The 17,253-nt window shown below is 68.3% G+C and carries 18 protein-coding genes; 8 read left to right on the top strand and 10 right to left on the bottom strand.

Features of this window, described 5'->3' with window-relative positions; genetic code table 11:
• Positions 1–4: 4 nt before the first annotated feature.
• Positions 5–709, bottom strand: a complete 705-nt coding sequence (locus tag AB0L53_RS11255; protein ID WP_357954764.1) for an ABC transporter ATP-binding protein — start codon at positions 707–709, stop codon at positions 5–7.
• Positions 706–1,710: an ABC transporter ATP-binding protein gene (locus AB0L53_RS11250; protein WP_363992790.1), complete on the bottom strand. Its 1,005-nt coding sequence runs from the start codon at positions 1,708–1,710 to the stop codon at positions 706–708. The genes AB0L53_RS11255 and AB0L53_RS11250 overlap by 4 nt, the downstream gene beginning before the upstream one ends.
• Positions 1,711–1,915: 205 nt before the next feature.
• Here AB0L53_RS11250 and AB0L53_RS11245 point away from each other — a divergent pair, with 205 nt between their 5' ends.
• Genes AB0L53_RS11245 through AB0L53_RS11235 form a run of 3 tightly spaced genes read left to right on the top strand, consistent with a single transcriptional unit; the run spans position 1,916 to position 4,408 of the window.
• The gene (locus tag AB0L53_RS11245) at positions 1,916–2,953 is read left to right on the top strand and encodes a hypothetical protein (RefSeq protein WP_363992789.1); all 1,038 of its coding nucleotides are present in this window, start codon (positions 1,916–1,918) and stop codon (positions 2,951–2,953) included.
• 52 nt (positions 2,954–3,005) lie between these two features.
• Complete coding sequence (locus AB0L53_RS11240) at positions 3,006–3,362, top strand: MerR family transcriptional regulator (protein ID WP_363992788.1); 357 nt, start codon at positions 3,006–3,008, stop codon at positions 3,360–3,362.
• Between the two features lie 47 nt (positions 3,363–3,409).
• A complete protein-coding gene (locus tag AB0L53_RS11235; protein WP_363992787.1) occupies positions 3,410–4,408 on the top strand; it encodes an NADPH:quinone oxidoreductase family protein in 999 nt (332 codons plus the stop codon).
• On the opposite strand, the gene AB0L53_RS11230 is transcribed toward AB0L53_RS11235, so the two are convergent.
• From AB0L53_RS11230 to AB0L53_RS11210, 5 genes are all read right to left on the bottom strand, one after another.
• Entirely contained in the window at positions 4,405–4,944 is a 540-nt protein-coding gene (locus tag AB0L53_RS11230; RefSeq protein ID WP_363992786.1) for an AAA family ATPase, read from the bottom strand. The genes AB0L53_RS11235 and AB0L53_RS11230 overlap by 4 nt on opposite strands.
• Positions 4,945–4,983: 39 nt before the next feature.
• Positions 4,984–5,472 carry a DUF5946 family protein gene (locus tag AB0L53_RS11225; RefSeq protein WP_363992785.1) on the bottom strand — a complete coding sequence of 163 codons (489 nt, stop codon included), beginning with the start codon at positions 5,470–5,472 and terminating at the stop codon, positions 4,984–4,986.
• 70 nt (positions 5,473–5,542) lie between these two features.
• Positions 5,543–6,349, bottom strand: coding sequence for an SDR family oxidoreductase (locus AB0L53_RS11220; protein WP_363992784.1), 807 nt, complete (start codon positions 6,347–6,349; stop codon positions 5,543–5,545).
• Between the two features lie 91 nt (positions 6,350–6,440).
• Positions 6,441–8,279 (bottom strand): RICIN domain-containing protein, encoded by a 1,839-nt coding sequence (locus AB0L53_RS11215; protein ID WP_363992783.1) that lies wholly within the window; start codon positions 8,277–8,279, stop codon positions 6,441–6,443.
• Positions 8,280–8,440: 161 nt separating this feature from the next.
• Positions 8,441–9,103 carry a DUF4097 family beta strand repeat-containing protein gene (locus tag AB0L53_RS11210; protein ID WP_363992782.1) on the bottom strand — a complete coding sequence of 221 codons (663 nt, stop codon included), beginning with the start codon at positions 9,101–9,103 and terminating at the stop codon, positions 8,441–8,443.
• Between the two features lie 274 nt (positions 9,104–9,377).
• Here AB0L53_RS11210 and AB0L53_RS11205 point away from each other — a divergent pair, with 274 nt between their 5' ends.
• Positions 9,378–10,421, top strand: coding sequence for a hypothetical protein (locus tag AB0L53_RS11205; RefSeq protein WP_363992781.1), 1,044 nt, complete (start codon positions 9,378–9,380; stop codon positions 10,419–10,421).
• Between the two features lie 125 nt (positions 10,422–10,546).
• Here the strand turns inward: AB0L53_RS11205 and AB0L53_RS11200 are convergent, their stop codons facing one another.
• Positions 10,547–11,095, bottom strand: coding sequence for a MarR family transcriptional regulator (locus AB0L53_RS11200; protein WP_363992780.1), 549 nt, complete (start codon positions 11,093–11,095; stop codon positions 10,547–10,549).
• A 91-nt stretch (positions 11,096–11,186) separates the two neighbouring features.
• Between AB0L53_RS11200 and AB0L53_RS11195 the strand changes: the two genes are divergently transcribed.
• Together AB0L53_RS11195 and AB0L53_RS11190 are read left to right on the top strand one after the other, a co-directional pair.
• On the top strand, positions 11,187–12,116 hold the full coding sequence (locus AB0L53_RS11195) for an ABC transporter ATP-binding protein (protein WP_363992779.1): 930 nt from the start codon (positions 11,187–11,189) through the stop codon (positions 12,114–12,116).
• Complete coding sequence (locus AB0L53_RS11190) at positions 12,113–13,705, top strand: hypothetical protein (RefSeq protein ID WP_363992778.1); 1,593 nt, start codon at positions 12,113–12,115, stop codon at positions 13,703–13,705. Before AB0L53_RS11195 ends, AB0L53_RS11190 begins: the two co-directional genes overlap by 4 nt.
• A gap of 18 nt (positions 13,706–13,723) precedes the next feature.
• Here AB0L53_RS11190 and AB0L53_RS11185 read toward each other — a convergent pair whose 3' ends face one another.
• Both AB0L53_RS11185 and AB0L53_RS11180 read right to left on the bottom strand, forming a co-directional pair.
• Entirely contained in the window at positions 13,724–14,635 is a 912-nt protein-coding gene (locus tag AB0L53_RS11185) for an RNA polymerase sigma-70 factor (RefSeq protein WP_363992777.1), read from the bottom strand.
• Positions 14,632–15,837: an FAD-dependent oxidoreductase gene (locus AB0L53_RS11180; RefSeq protein ID WP_363992776.1), complete on the bottom strand. Its 1,206-nt coding sequence runs from the start codon at positions 15,835–15,837 to the stop codon at positions 14,632–14,634. Before AB0L53_RS11180 ends, AB0L53_RS11185 begins: the two co-directional genes overlap by 4 nt.
• Before the next feature lie 297 nt (positions 15,838–16,134).
• Between AB0L53_RS11180 and AB0L53_RS11175 the strand changes: the two genes are divergently transcribed.
• On the top strand, positions 16,135–16,740 hold the full coding sequence (locus AB0L53_RS11175) for a winged helix-turn-helix domain-containing protein (protein WP_363992775.1): 606 nt from the start codon (positions 16,135–16,137) through the stop codon (positions 16,738–16,740).
• Between the two features lie 266 nt (positions 16,741–17,006).
• Entirely contained in the window at positions 17,007–17,192 is a 186-nt protein-coding gene (locus tag AB0L53_RS11170) for a hypothetical protein (protein ID WP_363992774.1), read from the top strand.
• Positions 17,193–17,253 lie beyond the last annotated feature (61 nt).

The following is a 17,253-nucleotide window of genomic DNA, read 5'->3' as shown; positions in this document are numbered from 1 at the left end:
ACGGTCACGAGGCTTCCCGCCCGTCCAGCCGCCCGTCGTTGATCTGGATCACCCGGTCCGCCAGCGCGAGCATCGTCGGGTCGTGCGTGGACACCAGCGCCGTCACGCCCTCGGACTCCACGACTCCGCGCAGCAGCGCCATCACCGACAGACCTGTCTCGGCGTCCAGCTGCCCGGTCGGCTCGTCGGCGATCAGCAGCCGGGGAGAGGCGGCCAGGGCCCGGGCGATCGCCACCCGCTGCTGCTGGCCGCCGGACAGCTCACCCGGACGCTGCTGGGCGTGGTCGGCCAGGCCCACCAGCTCCAGCAACAGCTCGACCCGACGCTCGCGTTCCGCCGCCGGGAGGCGCGCCAGCCGTAATGGGGCGCCGACGTTCTCCGCGGCCGACAGCACCGGGATCAGGCCGAACGTCTGGAACACGTAGGAGACCTTCTCCCGCCGTAACCGGGACAGGCCGTCCTCGTCGAGGGCTGTGACGTCGGTACCGTCGACGAGTACGGTCCCGGAGTCCGGACGGTCCAGACCGCCGATGACGTTCAGCAATGTGGTCTTCCCGGAGCCGGACCGGCCGATGAGGGCCACCATGGTGCCCGCGGCGAGGTCGAACGACACGTCCCGCAGAGCGTGAACCGCGGTCGGCCCGCTGCCGAAGCGCCGATGGACGCCGCGCACGGCGAGCAGCGGCCTGTCGGCCGGACCGGCGCTCATGCGGTCCCATCGAGGTCAGGGTGGATCGCGACATGATCGGCCGCGTCGAGATCAGGGCGGATCACATCACGATCGGGCCTGTCGAAGTCGGGGCGGATCGCCACATGATCGGCCTCAAGCGCCAGTCGGACCCGCCTGGTCAGCGCCAGCGCCTCCCGGTAGTCGCGCGGCACCTGGACCCGTCCGGCACGGTCCATCACGGCGTACTCCTCGGCGATCATGTGCGTGTCGCCGTCGGCGCCGGTGGCGGTGCGGCGCAGTACCTCGCTGCTGGTGCGTCCGTCGCGGATCGCGACGGTCCGCTCGACCTGGCCGCTGACCGCGGAGTCATGGGTCACGATGACGACGGTGACGCCGAGCCGGCGGTTGACCTCTCGTAACGTCCCGAAGACCTCGGCGGAGGTGGCGGTGTCCAGCTCGCCGGTCGGCTCGTCGGCCAGCAGGACGCGCGGCTCGTTGGCGAGGGCCACCGCGATGGCGACCCGCATCTGCTGCCCGCCGGACAGCTGCGCGGGACGCCGGTCGGCGCAGTCGGCGACGCCGAGGGCGCTCAGCAGTTCGGCGGCGCGGGCCCGGCGCCTGCGGGCCGGTGTGCGGGCCGCCGTCATCGGCAGGTCGATCATCTGCCGCGCGGTCAGGTAGGGCACGAGGTTGCTGGCCGTCTGCTGCCGGACGAATCCGACGGTACGCCGCCGGTAGTGCACACGATCGGCCCGGGACATCGCCAGCAGGTTCCACCGGTCGACGCGCGCCCGCCCGGCGGTGGGGGCGTCGACCCCGGCGAGGATGGACAGCAACGTCGACTTGCCCGACCCCGACGCCCCGACGACGGCGATCATCTCGCCACTGTCCACAAGCAGGTCCAGCCCTTGTAACGCCTGCACCTCGACCGACCCGGACTGGTAGATCCGCACCAGGCTCTCGCAGACGATCAGCGCGTCCCGCCCGAACTCCGGCGCCTTCTGAGGTGGCTGCGGCAGGGACAGCGGCTTGATGGACATCCCCCTCCTCCGGACCGGAGTCGCGCTCATCTCTGGCCAGACTCTATAGAGTCACCACACGCCCGGCCAACAGGCTCCGTGGGCGCTCACGCCCCGCGAAGGGGCCGTGACCGGTTGCCCCGAACCGCGGTCCCCAATCGTGCACCCGACATCCCTACTGCTACTTTTGTGCCCTTTAGTCCCACAGTGGTTAGAGGTACGGAAAGTGCGACGGTACGGCTGGACGATCAGCGCAGTCACGGCAGGGTGTCTGCTCGCAGGATGCTCCGCCCTGCCCGCCCTGCCGGGCATGGGCGGCGCGAAGGCGGACCCTGCCGCGACGGGCAAACCCAGCGCGAGCAGTGCCCCGAAGCCGGCTCGGGCCGTCTCGGACCAGGAGGCCACCTCGGTCCTCGCGGACTACGTCAAGCGCAACAACGCCGCGAACAAGGCCCGGAGCGACGAACTCCTGGCCGGCTACGAAGGCGGCTCCAGTTTCGCCATCGACAAGGCCGGCTACGCCTCCAGCCGCATCCTGCGCAAGACCATCAAGTACCAGCCGTTCGGCTACACGGGCGCCGCGTTCCGCGCGCCGGCCGCCGGGCAGCAGCCCTGGTTCCTGGCCACGGCACACTGGCAACGCAAGCCGACGACCTCGAAGGAGCCGACGTACCTGCTCTTCGCCCGGCAGGGGGACGGCTGGCGGCAGATGTACTCCCCTGACGCCTTCGACGGCACCACCACCGATGAACTGCCCGCCATCGCCGCTGACGCCTCGGGCGTCGCCACGGCGGTCGGCCCCACAGACGGAACCGGCCTGCTGATGTCACCCGCCGACTTCGCGAAGAAGTACGCCGCCCACATGGTCGGCAAGGGCACCGCCGCCGACAAGAGCCTCTTCGCCGCCGACAGCATCACCACCGGGGCGGCGAAGACGCGCCAGAGGATGACCCAGTACGCGCGTATCTCGTCCGCTGCCCGCCCGGTCACCCGCTACCCGTCGTACACGCTGCGCACCACGGACGGCGGAGCGCTGACCTTCACCACGATCGAGCGCACGATCCGCTACGACGTGCGGCAGGGCCCGGAGCGCAACTACGTCTTCCAGAAGGACAGCGGAATCCTGCGCGGCAAGTACTACACGTACATGAAGATCACCGATCTGTTCCAGGTCGCCGCCCACATCCCCCCGAAGAGCGGCAAACCAGACCAGGTCAAAGTGCTCGCCAACTACTCCGGCCTCGTAGCGGGCAGCGGCCGCTGACCCCCAGCTCAGCGCGCGGAAGCTCGCGGAGCATCGGCACGTTGTCTGAGGCATGAAGATCGGCGAAGCCGCCAGCGCCAGCGGTGTGAGTGTGCGGTCGTTGCGGTACTACGAGGATGAAGGCTTGATCGTCCCTGGTCGGTGCAGCAACGGGTACCGCGACTACTGCCGGTCGACCATCGACCGAGTCCTCGCTATTCGCTCGCTGCTGGAGTCCGGGCTGCCCGTACGGTTGGTCAAGGCCGCCCTCCCCCACCTCACCGACGGACCGGAGGCTGACCCGGATCCGCTTTTCCTGCATGAGGTGGAGAGCTATCGTGATCGGCTCGCCGCTCGCATCGCCGCTCTCACCGCCCAGCAGTCGGCACTCGACGCTTACCTCCACGAGGCCCGCCGAACCGGTCGGTGACCATGACTTGACCCTCACGCCAGTGTGAGGCTCCTACGTTTCGGCGCATGGAGACCAACCACCAGACGATGCGGGCACTGCTTCAGCGGTCGCATCGCGGGCCGAAGGATCTGATCCTCACCAGCGACCGTCGTCGCCCCACCCCGGGCCCGGGCGAGTACCTGATCCGAGTCGGCGCCGCCGGAGTCAACTTCGCCGACGTCATGCAGACCCGTGGGACCTACGGAGGAGGGCCTCAGGCGCCCTACGTCGCGGGGTTCGAGGCCGCCGGTGAGATCGTGGGCGTCGGACCGGGCGTCGAGACCCCACTTCAGGTCGGTACCCACGTCATCGGAGCCGGCCCTGGCGCCTTCGCGCAGTACATGGCCCTGCCGGCCGCAGGGGCGCTTCCCGTTCCGTCCGGCTGGACGGACGCCGAAGCCCTCGGCATGGTGCTGAACTGGGCGACCGCTTTGGCGGCGCTCAGGCCGCTGGGTGAGATCAAGCCAGGTGACACGGTGCTCATCCATGCGGCGGCAGGCGGAGTGGGGCAGGCCGCGGTGCGCCTCGCCCCCCACTACGGTGCGCGGGTGATCGCCACGGCCTCACCGGCCAAGCACGACGCCGTTCGGGCGCTCGGTGCCGACGAGGTTCTGGACAGTACGCGCCCGGACCTGGCCGAGGAGATCACCCGTCTGACCGGCGGAGTCGACCTGGTCCTTGAATCGGTAGGGCAGGCCACGTTCAAGGCCAGTCTGTCGGTCGCCAAACCCTTCATCGGGCGCGTCGTCGTGTTCGGCGCCGCTTCCGGCGACGCCAGTCTGACCACGCACGACCTGGTCTTCACCCACCAGGTGCAGGTCAAGGGCTTGCACATCGGTGCGCTGGCGAGCGCCGCTCCATCCATCTACCGATCGCTGTTCACCGAGATCGGGGTGCTCATCGCCACCGGGGTCTACCCACCCGGCACTCCCCAGGTCCACCCCCTGGGAGACGGGCCGGCCGTGCTTCAGGAACTCGAAGCGGGCCAGACCCGTGGCAAGCACGCCCTTGATCCTTGGCGCTAGGAACCGAACTGCTTCTTGACCGCCGCCACCCGGTCCATCAGCACGCCCGGAGCGATCAACACACACTCGTATCCGAGCGAGGCGTAGGCGTCCTGGTGGACCTGCTCGAACCGCAGCGACTCCTCGAACGTGATCAGCCGCGCGTCGGTCGGCGTGACGAATCCGAGGTTCTGTACGAAGAACACCTTCTTCTCGTAGATCCGCTGGGCTTCGATGCGTTCCAGTTCGCGGGTCAGCGCCGGAGAGACGGAATGGCCAAGATAGACAGCCAGCGCGTACGTGCAGACCGGCGATCGATCATAGATCTGCACCTCGCCGGGAAGGGCCGCGGCCTGTTCCTGCCGTCGGCGCTGCAAGGTGACGATCGCCTCCATGAAGGACGGCTTCGTCCACGGCTCGGCTTCGCCCTGGGCCTGCCGCAGGGCGATGACATCTGTCGCCGCCTCCTCGACGACGGTGTAGCCGTCGCACTCCAGCCGGCGCAGGATGGCGGTCTTTCCGGCTCCAGGCGTGCCGGTCAGGATGTAGCGCTTCATGAATCACTTCCTGCCGGTCGTACCCAGCGCGTGTCTCAATCAGGTCTGGACGGATCTCCAGGACTCCACAGTCGCTTCGGCGATGGCTTCGATGCCGCGTCCGTACGCCAGATGCCCATCGGACACGAAGCTGACACCCTTGACCGGCAAGCCGCAGAACGTGGCGCGGAAATGCCCGGGAGGTCCGCCCTGCGGGAGCGGCGCGTACTCCTCGAGTGGCGCCATGTCGTAGCCCGACCGCACCCCGTGCCTGTTCCGCGTCACCTGATGAGCCTGTAGGCGAAGCAGCGCGTCAAGGCCCTTGTCCACGTAGAACTGCAGCCAGCGGAACTGGCCGTCCAGGTGCTTCTCATGGGCGCTGGAAGGATGCTGCAGGAGGTACGCGCACACCACGGGCGCGTGCCACCTGTACATCTGCGGATCACCCTGCTCTTCAGCCAGGATCGCGTGGTAGTAGTCCACACACAAGCCCAGCGGGCCGGCACTCGCACCGCAGTCGCACTGGCGCATGCTGGGGCTGTCTGTCACGGTCCGCACCATAGGCGGTCGGCAACGGCCTTGTCGACGACATTTCGGCCGGCAGCCCGAACATCAGCCCTCACTCCACCCAACGTCGAAACCCGCCCTCAGAATTGATCACCTGGCCGGTGATCCAGGCGGCATCGTCCGAGGCGAGCCAACGGACCACCTTGGCGACCTCGTCCGGCCTGCCCCACCGGCCCGAAGGCAGGGCACGGCCAATGTGCCGGGCGAGCTCGGGACCGGCCCAGCCGGTGTCCACCGGCCCAGGGTTGACGGTGTTGACGGTGATGCCCCGATCAGCGAGCGCGTCGGAGAGGCTGGCCGTCATCTGATGGATCGCACCCTTGCTGATCGCATAGGGCAATTCCGTCGGCATAGGGGCCAGATGCTGACCGGAAGTGAACAAGATCACCCGACCCCCCGGGCGCTGATCATCGTGCTGAGCGGCGAATGCCTGGGTCAGCAACACGCTCGCCCGAGCGTTCACCGCCCACGCCAGGTCGAGCTCGGCCGCGGTCACCTCCTCCAGCGCCTGCTTGGAACTACGCGCATGGTTGGCGACCAGTACATCAACGTGCCCGAACCGGTCGACGGCCCGCTCGATCACCTCCGCGGGCGCCGCCGGGTCGGTGAAGTCGGCCTCCACATGCTCCAGATGGTCACCCACGCCACCCAGCGCCGCCAGCACGCCGGCCATCCCGGCCGGATCGCTGCCCCACGGCTGATCGGCATCGTGTGGGGTCCACGACTGCACCACCACCTTCGCCCCGGCGCTCAGCAGTTCGCGCGTCAGGGCGAAGCCGATCCCCGCCCGGCGACTCACTCCGGTCACCACCGCTACCCTGCCCGCCAGAGGCCCCTGTGCGCTCATGTCGATTCCCATCTGGGAATCGTCGCAAATCATCCCCTTGATGTCCTCGCCAACGAGAAGCCCAGGTCACACCGCTGACTTGGGCTTCTCGGGACTGGGCGGGCTAGATCGGCTTGAGTGCCCAGAAGTGGTTGGCGTTGTTGCCGGCCAGGACCTGCTGGTCCAGGGCGGACGAGGTACCGGTCGTCATGTTGAGCACGCGTTGGCTGTGGACGTTGACGAGGACGTACGTGCCGTCAGCCGCACGCCGTACGGTCCACATCTGCGTGTTGGTCGAGGCACACGTCGACTGGACGATCTGAGTTCCGGCCGCGTCGCTCGGCGTCTTCAGGTCCAGGCACAGGCCGCTGTTGACGTTGACGAGGCGGGCGGGGAAGGTGTCCGAGGCGGCCTTGCGCAACGTCCACTGCTGGCGTGTGGCGCCGGAGTGCGCCTTGTGCGTGACCAGCGCTCCGGACGTCAGCGCGCCGTTGAGCACCTCGGCGTTCTCCCGGTTGTTGATGCCCGTCAGGTAGTACTTCGCGCCGTCCTGCGGACCGAGATCCGTGATCCGGTTGAACTTCCACCGCTGGTTGGTCGCTCCGGTGTAGGGCTGCTGCTCCAGGGGAGCCGGGTACGCGCCCGTGACCGTCAGGGCCAGGCCGGACAGCCAGTTGATGATCGCGTAGCTGCCGTCCGCCTGCGGCAGGTACGCCCACCGCATGCCGTCCTGGCCGTTGCAGGCGTACTGCAGGACCTGGGTTCCCGAGGTGGTGCCGCTGTAGGCGCTGTCCACGCACATCCGGCTGTTCGCGTTGATGAACTGCAGGCCGGTCTTGTAGCCCATGATCCACTTCTGGCTCGCCCCGTTGGTCCGGGCGCGCTGACTGAGCCTGACCAGTCCGGTCGTGGAGCCGTCGATCGGCTCGATGGCCCCTCCGGTGGACACACTGGTGATCGCGTACGTGAAGCCGACCGTGGGATGGCCTACGACGTCGGCGGCGGTGCCCTTGATGAGGAAGTCGCTGTCCGCGCTGTTCCAGTGGGTGGCGAGGTAGCTGTCCGCCTCCGGGCTGACGTTGAAGTAGTCGTCGCGATTGCAGTCGGGAACCCGGTAGTCGTTCCACTCCACGCAGTCCCAGGACGGCGTACCGCCGTAGCACATGAGGTCGAACTGGTCCGTACAGTGCCCGCTGTAGGAGTGCGGCGCGCTCGGCTGCACCGCGCCGAACGTGTGGCCCAGCTCGTGGGCGATGGCGTTGGCGCCGAAGCAGTTGGGTATCGCGTCGACCCGCGCGTAGGTGGTGCGATTGTTGTAGTTGGCGGCGTCGGGACGATCGTCGTTGTACCGTCCACCCCGCCCGCATTCGACGGTCGCCTCGGTGAGCATGAGGTACTTGCGGTCCGCCTTGTCGTATCCCAGCGCCTTCACCGCGGTGATGCCACTGTCGAAGGTGGCCAGCGAGTCGGCGGGCACCGTGACCTGGCGTACCGCGACCTGGCAACCCCCGGAGACCGCCTCCGTCACATAGCGGATGTGCCGGCTCTGGCCGCCCTCCGCGGCGGCGTCGTTGTACGCGTCGTCGGCGTTGGCGAGCCACGCCTGGAACATCGGCATGAGCTGGGTGTAACGGTCGGGCATGCTGGACTCGCGGACGTACAGGACCTCGACGCGCTTGCCGCTCTCCCCGTCGCCGTCGCAGAGGACCTTGGCCGTCGCCGCATCCGCCGCCGCGTCCGCCTGGTCCGCCGTGAGCCGGGCCCCGTTCGCCTGCGGGCCCGTCCGTAATCCGAGCCGCGCGCCGGGGAAGAGGTCCGATGGGGCGCTGCAGCTCAGCGGCTCGGACGACACCGCCGTACCGGAACATGGATCGAGCGATTCCGCCGCCACGGGAGGGGCATCGAGCCCGTTGGCGACGAGAACCCCCGCCGCGGCATAGAGGACAAGGCGTTTGAGAAGCATTCGGCGACCCCCGGATCGTGAACATCGCTCACCTTGACGATGAGGAAGATCAACGTACTGGGCCTGACCGAAATAGCCAATCCCGGCGTAATACGCGCTTCCCCCAGGCCACGCGAGGTGTGCGGGGTCCGACCTCGGGGCCGGGGAAGCGTCCGGAACTCTCAGAGGCTGCGGGCGGTGATGTCGCCGCTGGAGGTGGTGGCGTGGATGTCGAGCTCGGCGGTGCCGTCGTTCTTGAGGGTGTTGGTGATGCGGCCGTGGGTGGTACCGGCGTCCAGGGAGGCCGAGACGCCGGCGGCGGCGCTGATCGTGATGTCGCCGGACTGGGTGCTGAGCACGACCTTGCCGCCGGTGGCCTCGGCGATCCGGATGTCGCCCCGTGCGGTGCTGATCTCCGCGGCGCCGCCCAGCCGGCCGACCTCGACGTCGCCGTCGGTCGCGGTGAGGCGGAGGCTTGCGGTCTCGTCCAGCTTGATCTGGTGGTAGGCGCCTTCGAAGGTGACGTCGCCGAGGCGGCCGACGGTCCGGAGTTCGGCGCTGCCCGACTTCGCCTCGACGCGGGAACCGGTGGGCAGCTGGATCTTCACCTCGATGGCTCCGGTGGGGCCGAGGTACTGGTTCTTCTGCGCGGTCTCGATCCGCAGGACGCCGTCGGTGTATTCCACCGTGGTCTGCTCGGCGGCCTTGACGTCGCGGCCCTTGGAGGCGTTGGCGGGCAGGACCTCGACGGTGGTGTCGGCCCGGTCGGCCGCGATGAACTGAACGCGTCCGGCGGGGATGTCCAGGACGGCGGTGATCGGGGCGAGGGTGTCGAACTTCTGCATCGTGTGCTCCTGTTGAATCTGAGTTCGGCGTGGCCCAGTTCGCAAGCGCTGGACCGTTCATGGGATTGAGCATCGCCGACCGTGCTGATACCGAGCCGTCGCCGTCCTGACGCGACCACTGACACACCACCCGCACGCTCGACAGCGAACCCGAGGACGTCCATTCGGGGTTCGGTGGGGGTTGACGGAAATTCGATGAGCCGCCACGGCGGTGGCGGGGCGGACCCTATTCTGATCTTGGTAAGGCTTACTTCCGACAGCCAGGAGAGATCACATGCTCGGCCTTTTCGCGTCCAGCCTGGTGAGCGCACTGGTGCTCACCACCACTACAGCCACCGCCGCCGCGCCCCCGCCGCAGCCGACCCGGGGCCCGTTACCTGGCGTAACGGAACGGACGGGAGATGGCCAGTTCGGCAAGGGCCAGGCCGCGGTCGTCGCCGACCTGAACGGCCGCCCCATCCAGCTCACGTCCTACACCACCGTCGACATGCGAAACCACGGGGGCCCGTTCGCGCTGTGGACATGGCAGCCGGACCGACGGCGGTTCATCAAGAGCGACTACGGGGATTTCGCGGTCTCCCCCGACGGACGCTGGACGGTCGCGCGACTGCAGTCGCGAGGAGAGCCGGGCAACCGCCTGCGGATCCTCGACCGAACCACCGGCAAGAGCCGGGACGTCGCGATCCAGCTCACCGACTACACCCCCGCCGAGACCGATAACGGCGGCACCCAGTACCCCCAGATGCGCTGGCCCAGGTGGTCACCGGACGGCAAGAAGCTGCTGTTCACCGTCAGCTTGGCCCGCCAGGGCGACCGCTCGGCAGGAGTCCTGATCCTCGACCTGCCCGACTTCACCCCCCGCTTCATCAAGATCCACAAGGCACTGGTCACCGTCGGCGGTTTCGAGTGGAACAACGACGGTACCCGCTTCCTGGTCAGGCACGGCAGGCTCGGCAGCACGACCGTCCGCCTGTACGACCTGCAGGGCAAGGCCACCAAGGAATACCAGGTACGAGGCCGGCCGGGCGGTAACGGACGCGGCGTCTTCTCCCCCTCCGGCAAGCGGTTCGTCACCGCCTGCCTGCCACTGGAGAAGGCCGCCTGCGTGTGGGACGCGTCGACCGGCAAGGCCGTGACGAGACTGCCCGTCGTCGCGGGCGCGCGGCCGACCACTCTCGGCTGGTACGACGAGAAGCACCTGCTCATCTCCACCGCGGCAGGCATCGGAATCATCGACCTGAAGGGCCGGGTGACCGAGACGCTGCTCAAGCTCGGCAAGAAGTCCGAGATCTTCCCGCAGTTCAGCGCGCTGAAATGATCGGTCGGCATGCGGAGGTGGTCCCGCGTTTCGCCATCGGCGCGGGCCGCACCTCATCGTGTTGCCGTACAGCACATTCGCGTCGTAGCTTGCCGCGTGGTCGCAGGCCGACGATCAAGTGCGCGTCAGGAGCCGGACCGGGCCGAGCCGCCTGATCGCTCTGCAGGCTGAGCGTTCAACTCGTTCCACTTGTGCAGCAACTGAGGGACCTCGCTGCGGAGAAACGCGAAAAAACGCCGAGTCTCGTCCATCCGGGCGCCCGCGGGCGTGTCCGTACCGAGCACCTCGGCTCCGTCGCGGGCGCCCTCCTCGAAGCGACGGAACACCTCGTCACTCGACGCCGCCGCCCTGTACCAGGCCGCCTGGTCGACGCGGTAATGATCACGGCGCTCACCGGGGTCCCGCTCGCGGGTCACCATCCCGACCCGCATCAGATATTTCACCGCGCCCGAGACCGCCGACGGGCCGACGTGCAGCACGTCGGCGAGTTCGCCGGCGGTGCGCCGGCCGTCGTCGGCGATGAGCAGCGCCGCGAGCACGCGTGCCGCCATGCGCGGGTAACCCGAGTCGGACATGATCACGGCGAACCGTTCGAGGAACCGCAGCGCGTCGGCCGTGCGCACGTCCCCGGTTCTCTCGGTCATGCCGGTCTCGTCGTCGGCTCTCTCGGTCATGCACACCCTTTGCGCGTCGGCTCTGATGGCCACAGGTTACAGACTAACCGAAGTTTCACGAATTTCGTGAACTTCATGTAGTGTCCGAAGTATGGCAAACATGATCTCCGCGTCCGGTCTGGTCAAGACCTTCGGCCGGACTCGGGCACTCGACGGTCTGGACCTGACGGTCCGGGCCGGTGAGGTGCACGGATTCCTCGGGCCGAACGGAGCAGGTAAGTCCACGACCATCCGGATCCTGCTCGGCCTGCTGCGTCAGGACTCCGGGACCGCTCGGCTGCTGGACGGCGATCCGTGGCGAGACGCGACCGCCTTACACCGCAGGCTGGCGTACGTACCCGGTGATGTGACCCTGTGGCCGACCCTGTCCGGTGGCGAGGCGATCGACCTGCTCGGCCGGATGCGCGGCCGGATCGACCCCCGGCGCCGGGCCGAACTGCTCGACCGCTTCGAACTGGATCCACGCAAGAAGGGCCGGGCCTACTCCAAGGGCAACCGGCAGAAAGTGGCCCTGGTCGCGGCGCTGTCCTCGGATGCCGACCTGCTCATCCTGGACGAGCCCACTTCCGGCCTCGACCCGCTGATGGAGGCGGTCTTCCAGGAAAGCATCCAGGAAGAGCGGCGCAAGGGACGTACCGTGCTGCTGTCCAGCCACATCCTCGCCGAGGTCGAGGCCCTGTGTGACAGGGTGAGCATCATCCGGCACGGCCGCACGGTGGAAACGGGCACGCTCACCGAACTGCGCCACCTCACCCGCACCTCGATCACGGCCGAGCTCGCCGGGCCCGTCCCCCAGCTCGCCGGATCAGCGGGCGTACACAGCTTGTGGACACAGGGCAACCGGCTGCGCTGCCAGGTCGACGGCGACGCGCTGGACGCGCTGCTGCGTGAGCTGGTGAAGGTAGGTGTGCGCAGCCTGGTCAGCCAGCCACCGACGCTGGAGGAGATGTTCCTGCGCCACTACGAAGACGATCTGTCCGGCGCGGGCTCGAACGGAAAGCACGCGGTGGCACAGCGATGAACACTCTCACCGGCACCGGCGGACTGATCCGGCTCATCCTGCGGCGCGACCGGGTGCGGTTACCGGTCTGGTTCGGGCTCGTGGCGCTGCTCGTGATCGGCGTGGCCGGCTCGGTGGCCGCCGCCTTTCCCACGGAAGAGGCGCGCCAGGCGTTCCTCCACACGACCAACGGCGACCCGACGCAGCTCATGATGATCGGCCCGATCTATGACTCGTCCGCCGCGGGGCTCGCCGCGTGGCGCGTACGCGGGCAGGCCGCCCTGCTGATCGCGCTGGCGAGCCTGTTCCTGGTGATCCGCAGCACCCGCGGGGAGGAGGAGGCGGGCCGTAGCGAACTGCTGGGCTCGACCGTGGTCGGCAGACACGCGGCACTGACGGCCGCGCTGACCGTGGCGTTCGCCGCGGGCCTGGTCACCGCCCTTGTCGTGGCACTGGGGCTCATGGGCCAGGGATTGCCTGCGCAGGGCTCCCTGGTGATGGGGCTGTCGGTCGCCGCCGCCGGCTGGGTATTCGCCGCGCTCGCGGGCCTGGCGGCCCAGCTGACCGAAAGCGCTCGTACCGCCGCCGGCCTCGCCGCCACCGCGATGGCCATCCTGTACGCGGTGCGCGCGGTCGCGGACATCGAAAAGAGTTCCTGGGTGTCCTGGCTGTCGCCGTTCGGCTGGACTCAGCGCATGCGTCCCTTCGCCGGTGACCACTACTGGCCGCTGCTGCCGATCGTCGGCCTGACCCTGCTGCTGGTGGCCGGCGCGTACCGGATGTCCGCGCGCCGGGACCTGGGGGCCGGCATCCTCTCCGCCCGGCTCGGTCCCCCCGAGGCGGCGCCGGGCCTGCGTACCTCGCTCGCCCTGGCCTGGCGGCTGCAGCGGGGCACGCTGCTCTCCTGGGCCGTCGCGTCCACCGCGTTCGGCGCCGGTTTGGGCGGCGCGGCGCGGAGCGCCGCCGAGCAACTGAACGCGAGCGAGGCTCTCAGGGGCCTGATCGAGCGGATGGGTGGCGGTGGCCGTCCCGCCGACGGCTTCTTCGCCTTCGTCATCTACCTGATGAGCCAGGTCATCACAATCTACGCGATTCAGGCGATCCTGCGCTTGCGGGCGGAGGAGACCTCCGGCCATGCCGACGTCATCCTGACCGGCCCGATCGGCAGGCTCCGCTGGGCAGGCGGTCACCTGACCGTCGTCGCGGCCGGGTCGGCGATCGTGCTCGCCGGGCTCGGTCTCGGGATGGGTCTGGTCTATGGGCTCTCCACGGGAGACGCGGGCGGCGAGATCGCCCGAATGCTGGGGGCGAGCCTGACACGGCTTCCTTCGGTCCTGGTGCTGGCCGCCATTCCGGTGCTGGTGTACGGCCTGCTGCCGCGGCTCGCCGCGGTCGTCGCCTATGTCGCGCTCGGGCTGTGTTTCGTGCTCGAGTTCGCGGTGGAACTGCTGCACGCCGACCCGTCGATCTTGACGGTGTCACCCTTCGCGCAGACCCCTGGACTTCCGATCGCCGAATTCACCGTGACGCCGCTGATCCTGCTGACCGTCGTCGCCACCTCGCTCACTGCCGTGGGGCTGGCCGCGCTCCGCCGACGTGACCTCGGATAGCGCGACCCGGCGCGGACATCAGAGCGTGCGAATGGCCCCCTCAGCGATGGCCCGAAGTTTGTCCGGGTTAGCGATGTTATGGATAGCAGTGATGCGCCCGTCAGCGTCGAAATCAAAGGTGACAGTGGCGATGACGCGCCCCAGACCGCTGAATACCATGCCCGGCCCGCCGTTGATCTCGACCAGTTCGGCGTTCATCTCGCCGGGCTCGACACCCTGGTACGTGACCTTGCCGATGGCGCCGAACCAGGCGGCGACCGTCTCGGCGCCCACGACCGGACGCAGGGCCTGCCGGACCTTGCCTCCCCCGTCGGTCCACAGCGTGACGTCCGGAGACAGCAGTTCCATGAGGGTGTTGATGTCGCCTCCGGTCGCGGCGGCGAGAAACCGCTCCGTGGCGTCGCGCTGCCGCGACCGGTCGGCCGTGAAGCGCGGCCGCCGGGCCCGTACGTGCTCGCGAGCACGGTGCGCGGCCTGGCGTACCGCCGTCTCGGAACGCTCCACCGCCTGCGCGATCTCGGCATGACTGAAGTCGAAGACCTCCTTCAGTACGAACACCGCGCGCTCAAGCGGGCTCAGGGTTTCCAACACCACCAGCATCGCCGTCGACACCGACTCGGCGCTCGTGATGTCATCGGCGGTGTCGCCGCTGGTGAGGATCGGCTCGGGCAGCCACGGCCCCACATAGGTCTCGCGCTGGTACCGGGTCGAGCGCAGCCGTTGCAGAGCCAGATTCGACACGATCCGCGCCAGATAGGCCTTGGGGTCGGCCACCTGCGATCGGTCGTCGGCCGACCACTTGATCCACGCATCCTGTACCGCGTCCTCGGCGTCGGCCACGGTACCGAGGACGCGATAAGCCACCGAGAACAGCAGATTGCGATGCTGGTTGAACACCAGCTGGTCGCGGTCCCGGTACGGGCGGGTCATCGCACGCCTCGGACTCGGGTGAAGCGGCCGCCACGGGGCCAGAACGCGCCTGAGGCCGGCATCTTCTTCATACGGCCGTACGTCGGCCAGGGCGAAGCGGTCACCGCCTCCTTATACCGTGCCGCCAAGCGGCCGGTCAGATGCACCCGTCGAGGGCTGTCGTCGGGGTGGGTGAACTGGACGACCGCATCGTGCCGTCCCAGGCTCACCGGCGTGTGGTAGTAGCCGAAGCGGAACGGCTTGATCCGCTTGCCGTCCAACGCACGGACGATCGACACCGCGGCGTACACACCGGTCGGCATGCCACTCTGGCAGGTGCCATGCATGACGCCATAGCCCTGGCGGATCGCGGCCGCGTCGCCCACGGCGTACACATCCGGATGCGACACCGACCGTAGCGTCGCGTCGGTGACGATGCGGCCGCGCTCGTCGACGGTCAGACCGGCGGCGGCCGCCAGCGGCGACACTCGCGTACCGCTCGTCCACAGGACGACATCGGCGGGGACGCTCTCCCCGCCGTCCAGTTCGACGGAGTCCGGCAGCACCTTCGCCACCTCGATCCCGCTGCGCACCTGGACGCCCAGGCGCGTGAGCGCGGACTGAAGATACGCCTTCGGCTTGGGGCTCATGGCCGCGCCGGGCTCCTGCCGGCCCAGCAGCACGACGTTCAGCTCGGGGTGCCGCTCAGCGATCTCCGCGGCCGACTCGACACCGGTCAACCCGCTGCCGCCGACCACGACCGTACCGCGACCGAGCCGAGCCAGCCGCTCGGCCAGCACCTCAGCGTCGTGGGCGCTGTTGAGGGTGTACGCGCACTCCTCCACACCCGGCACCGTCGCCGTGTCGGCCACGCTCCCCAGCCCGTACACCAGCGTGTCGTAGTGCAGCACGCGGTCGTCGTCGATCCGCACGGCCTTGGCGTCCGCCTCGATCGCCGTCACCCAGCCGCGCACGAACCGCGCGCCCGTGCCCTCCAGCAGCTCCGGGATGTTCATCTCGGCGACCTGCTGCCCGGTCGCCGCGATGTGCAGCCGCAACCGCTCGGTGAACCGCTCCTGCGGATTCACCAGGGTCACCTGTACGTCCTCGCGGCCCTTGGTCCGAGCTGCTAGCTGGATCGCCGCGGCCATACCCGCGTACCCCGCTCCCAGAATCAGAACGCGGTGCGGAGCCGCCGTGCCGGTTTCGCGCTGTGTGGTCATCTTCATACCTTTCGCTTGGTACGGACAACCACGGGATGCAAGCAGCCCGCCGATCCGTGACATGCGATCGGTGTGACACGCGCCACAGCAGCCGGGCAGGCGACACCGCTGGATCACATGCCTCCAGTCGCATAGGCGATGCTGACGACAGCGTTTCCTCTGCGCCCGGAGTGATCACAGCTGGCAGCACTGCCCCCTGTAATCACCGATACCCCGAGGCGTGGGATCTGCCACAGTGAGCGATGGATCAAGTGCGCTCAGTGGACGATTCGATAATCACGAAGATATATTCGGAACATGCGAAGTGTCAGGCCACCGGCGCTGCCCATCTTCCGTACCGAGACCCAAGCACGCTTCCTGGCAGCCCTGTACCTTCGCCCCGATCGAAGCTGGACACTGGCTGACCTCGCCCGCGAGTTGGGCGTCGGGGCGTCGACCCTGCATCCGGAAGTCCGCCGCCTGGAAGAAGCCGGGCTCCTCACCGCTACGGCAGTCGGCCGAGCGCGAGTGCTGAGCATCGATCAAAGTCACCCCGTCACGAGACCATTGACGGAAATCCTGAGCTACCTCTACGGCCCTCAGGTCGTTATCGCGGAAGAATTCGGTTCCATCCCGAAGACCGAACTGTTGTTCATCTTCGGCTCCTGGGCAGCCCGCCACCACGGACAGACAGGGCCGCCACCACATGACATCGACGTACTGGTGGTCGGGGACGCAGATCGAGCAAAGGTCTATGCCGCAGCGGACCGCGCTCAAGGGCGTCTCGGCATGCCGGTCAACCCAGTCCTGGCGTCCACCCGACGCTGGGAGGCGGCGTCCGACGCATTGATCCGCCAGATCAAGGCGAGTCCCACCATTGATCTCACCGTGTCCAGGGCAGATCGAGAGGAGCATGATCAATGATGAGGTGGACGCGCGGCGAAGCAGATATCGAGCGCATGCTCACCGCAAAGGAACTTCAGCGCATCCAGGGCGACGCCGCCGATGGGGCAGGGTAGCTGGAAAAGGCCGGCGTCGTCCTGTCAAGTGCGCGGGAACTCCTGGAATCCGACCCGAACTCGGCCTACACCTTGGCTTACGACGCCGCAAGATTTGCCTGTGCAGGCCTTCTCGCCCAACAGGGGCTACGCTCCACAACGACCGGCGGCCACTACGCGATCCAACAGGCCATGATGCGCCAGTTCGGCTCCGCCTTCGAGCCCTTCGGCAGTATGCGCCGCCGTAGAAACGAACTCGAGTACCCAATCTTTCCCGATGAGTCAGTGGACCAGGCGGAAGCAGACCAGGCTCTGACCGCCGCCGAATCCATCATCGAAGCGGCCCACAGGATGATCGGCCATCTGGGTCTCTTCTGAAACCGACGACTGCCGCCGCTGGCTGTGCCCATCGGCTCACCTCCAGGTCTGTCCCATACTC

Origin of the sequence: Nonomuraea sp. NPDC052129, assembly GCF_040680095.1 — a bacterium.
Lineage (GTDB): Bacteria > Actinomycetota > Actinomycetes > Streptosporangiales > Streptosporangiaceae > Nonomuraea.
Note: the sequence above shows the minus strand (reverse complement) of the source record. Positions and strands in the feature narration are given on the sequence as shown.

What these genes read in the sequence shown, in the direction of transcription:
- AB0L53_RS11255 (WP_357954764.1), bottom strand. Translation starts at nt 709, where the DNA reads ATGAGCGCCGGTCCGGCCGACAGGCCGCTGCTCGCCGTGCGCGGCGTC.
- AB0L53_RS11250 (WP_363992790.1), bottom strand. Translation starts at nt 1,710, where the DNA reads ATGTCCATCAAGCCGCTGTCCCTGCCGCAGCCACCTCAGAAGGCGCCG.
- AB0L53_RS11240 (WP_363992788.1), top strand. Translation starts at nt 3,006, where the DNA reads ATGAAGATCGGCGAAGCCGCCAGCGCCAGCGGTGTGAGTGTGCGGTCG.
- AB0L53_RS11235 (WP_363992787.1), top strand. Translation starts at nt 3,410, where the DNA reads ATGGAGACCAACCACCAGACGATGCGGGCACTGCTTCAGCGGTCGCAT.
- AB0L53_RS11230 (WP_363992786.1), bottom strand. Translation starts at nt 4,944, where the DNA reads ATGAAGCGCTACATCCTGACCGGCACGCCTGGAGCCGGAAAGACCGCC.
- AB0L53_RS11220 (WP_363992784.1), bottom strand. Translation starts at nt 6,349, where the DNA reads ATGGGAATCGACATGAGCGCACAGGGGCCTCTGGCGGGCAGGGTAGCG.
- AB0L53_RS11215 (WP_363992783.1), bottom strand. Translation starts at nt 8,279, where the DNA reads ATGCTTCTCAAACGCCTTGTCCTCTATGCCGCGGCGGGGGTTCTCGTC.
- AB0L53_RS11210 (WP_363992782.1), bottom strand. Translation starts at nt 9,103, where the DNA reads ATGCAGAAGTTCGACACCCTCGCCCCGATCACCGCCGTCCTGGACATC.
- AB0L53_RS11205 (WP_363992781.1), top strand. Translation starts at nt 9,378, where the DNA reads ATGCTCGGCCTTTTCGCGTCCAGCCTGGTGAGCGCACTGGTGCTCACC.
- AB0L53_RS11200 (WP_363992780.1), bottom strand. Translation starts at nt 11,095, where the DNA reads ATGACCGAGAGAGCCGACGACGAGACCGGCATGACCGAGAGAACCGGG.
- AB0L53_RS11195 (WP_363992779.1), top strand. Translation starts at nt 11,187, where the DNA reads ATGGCAAACATGATCTCCGCGTCCGGTCTGGTCAAGACCTTCGGCCGG.
- AB0L53_RS11190 (WP_363992778.1), top strand. Translation starts at nt 12,113, where the DNA reads ATGAACACTCTCACCGGCACCGGCGGACTGATCCGGCTCATCCTGCGG.
- AB0L53_RS11185 (WP_363992777.1), bottom strand. Translation starts at nt 14,635, where the DNA reads ATGACCCGCCCGTACCGGGACCGCGACCAGCTGGTGTTCAACCAGCAT.
- AB0L53_RS11180 (WP_363992776.1), bottom strand. Translation starts at nt 15,837, where the DNA reads ATGACCACACAGCGCGAAACCGGCACGGCGGCTCCGCACCGCGTTCTG.
- AB0L53_RS11175 (WP_363992775.1), top strand. Translation starts at nt 16,135, where the DNA reads ATGCGAAGTGTCAGGCCACCGGCGCTGCCCATCTTCCGTACCGAGACC.
- AB0L53_RS11170 (WP_363992774.1), top strand. Translation starts at nt 17,007, where the DNA reads ATGATGCGCCAGTTCGGCTCCGCCTTCGAGCCCTTCGGCAGTATGCGC.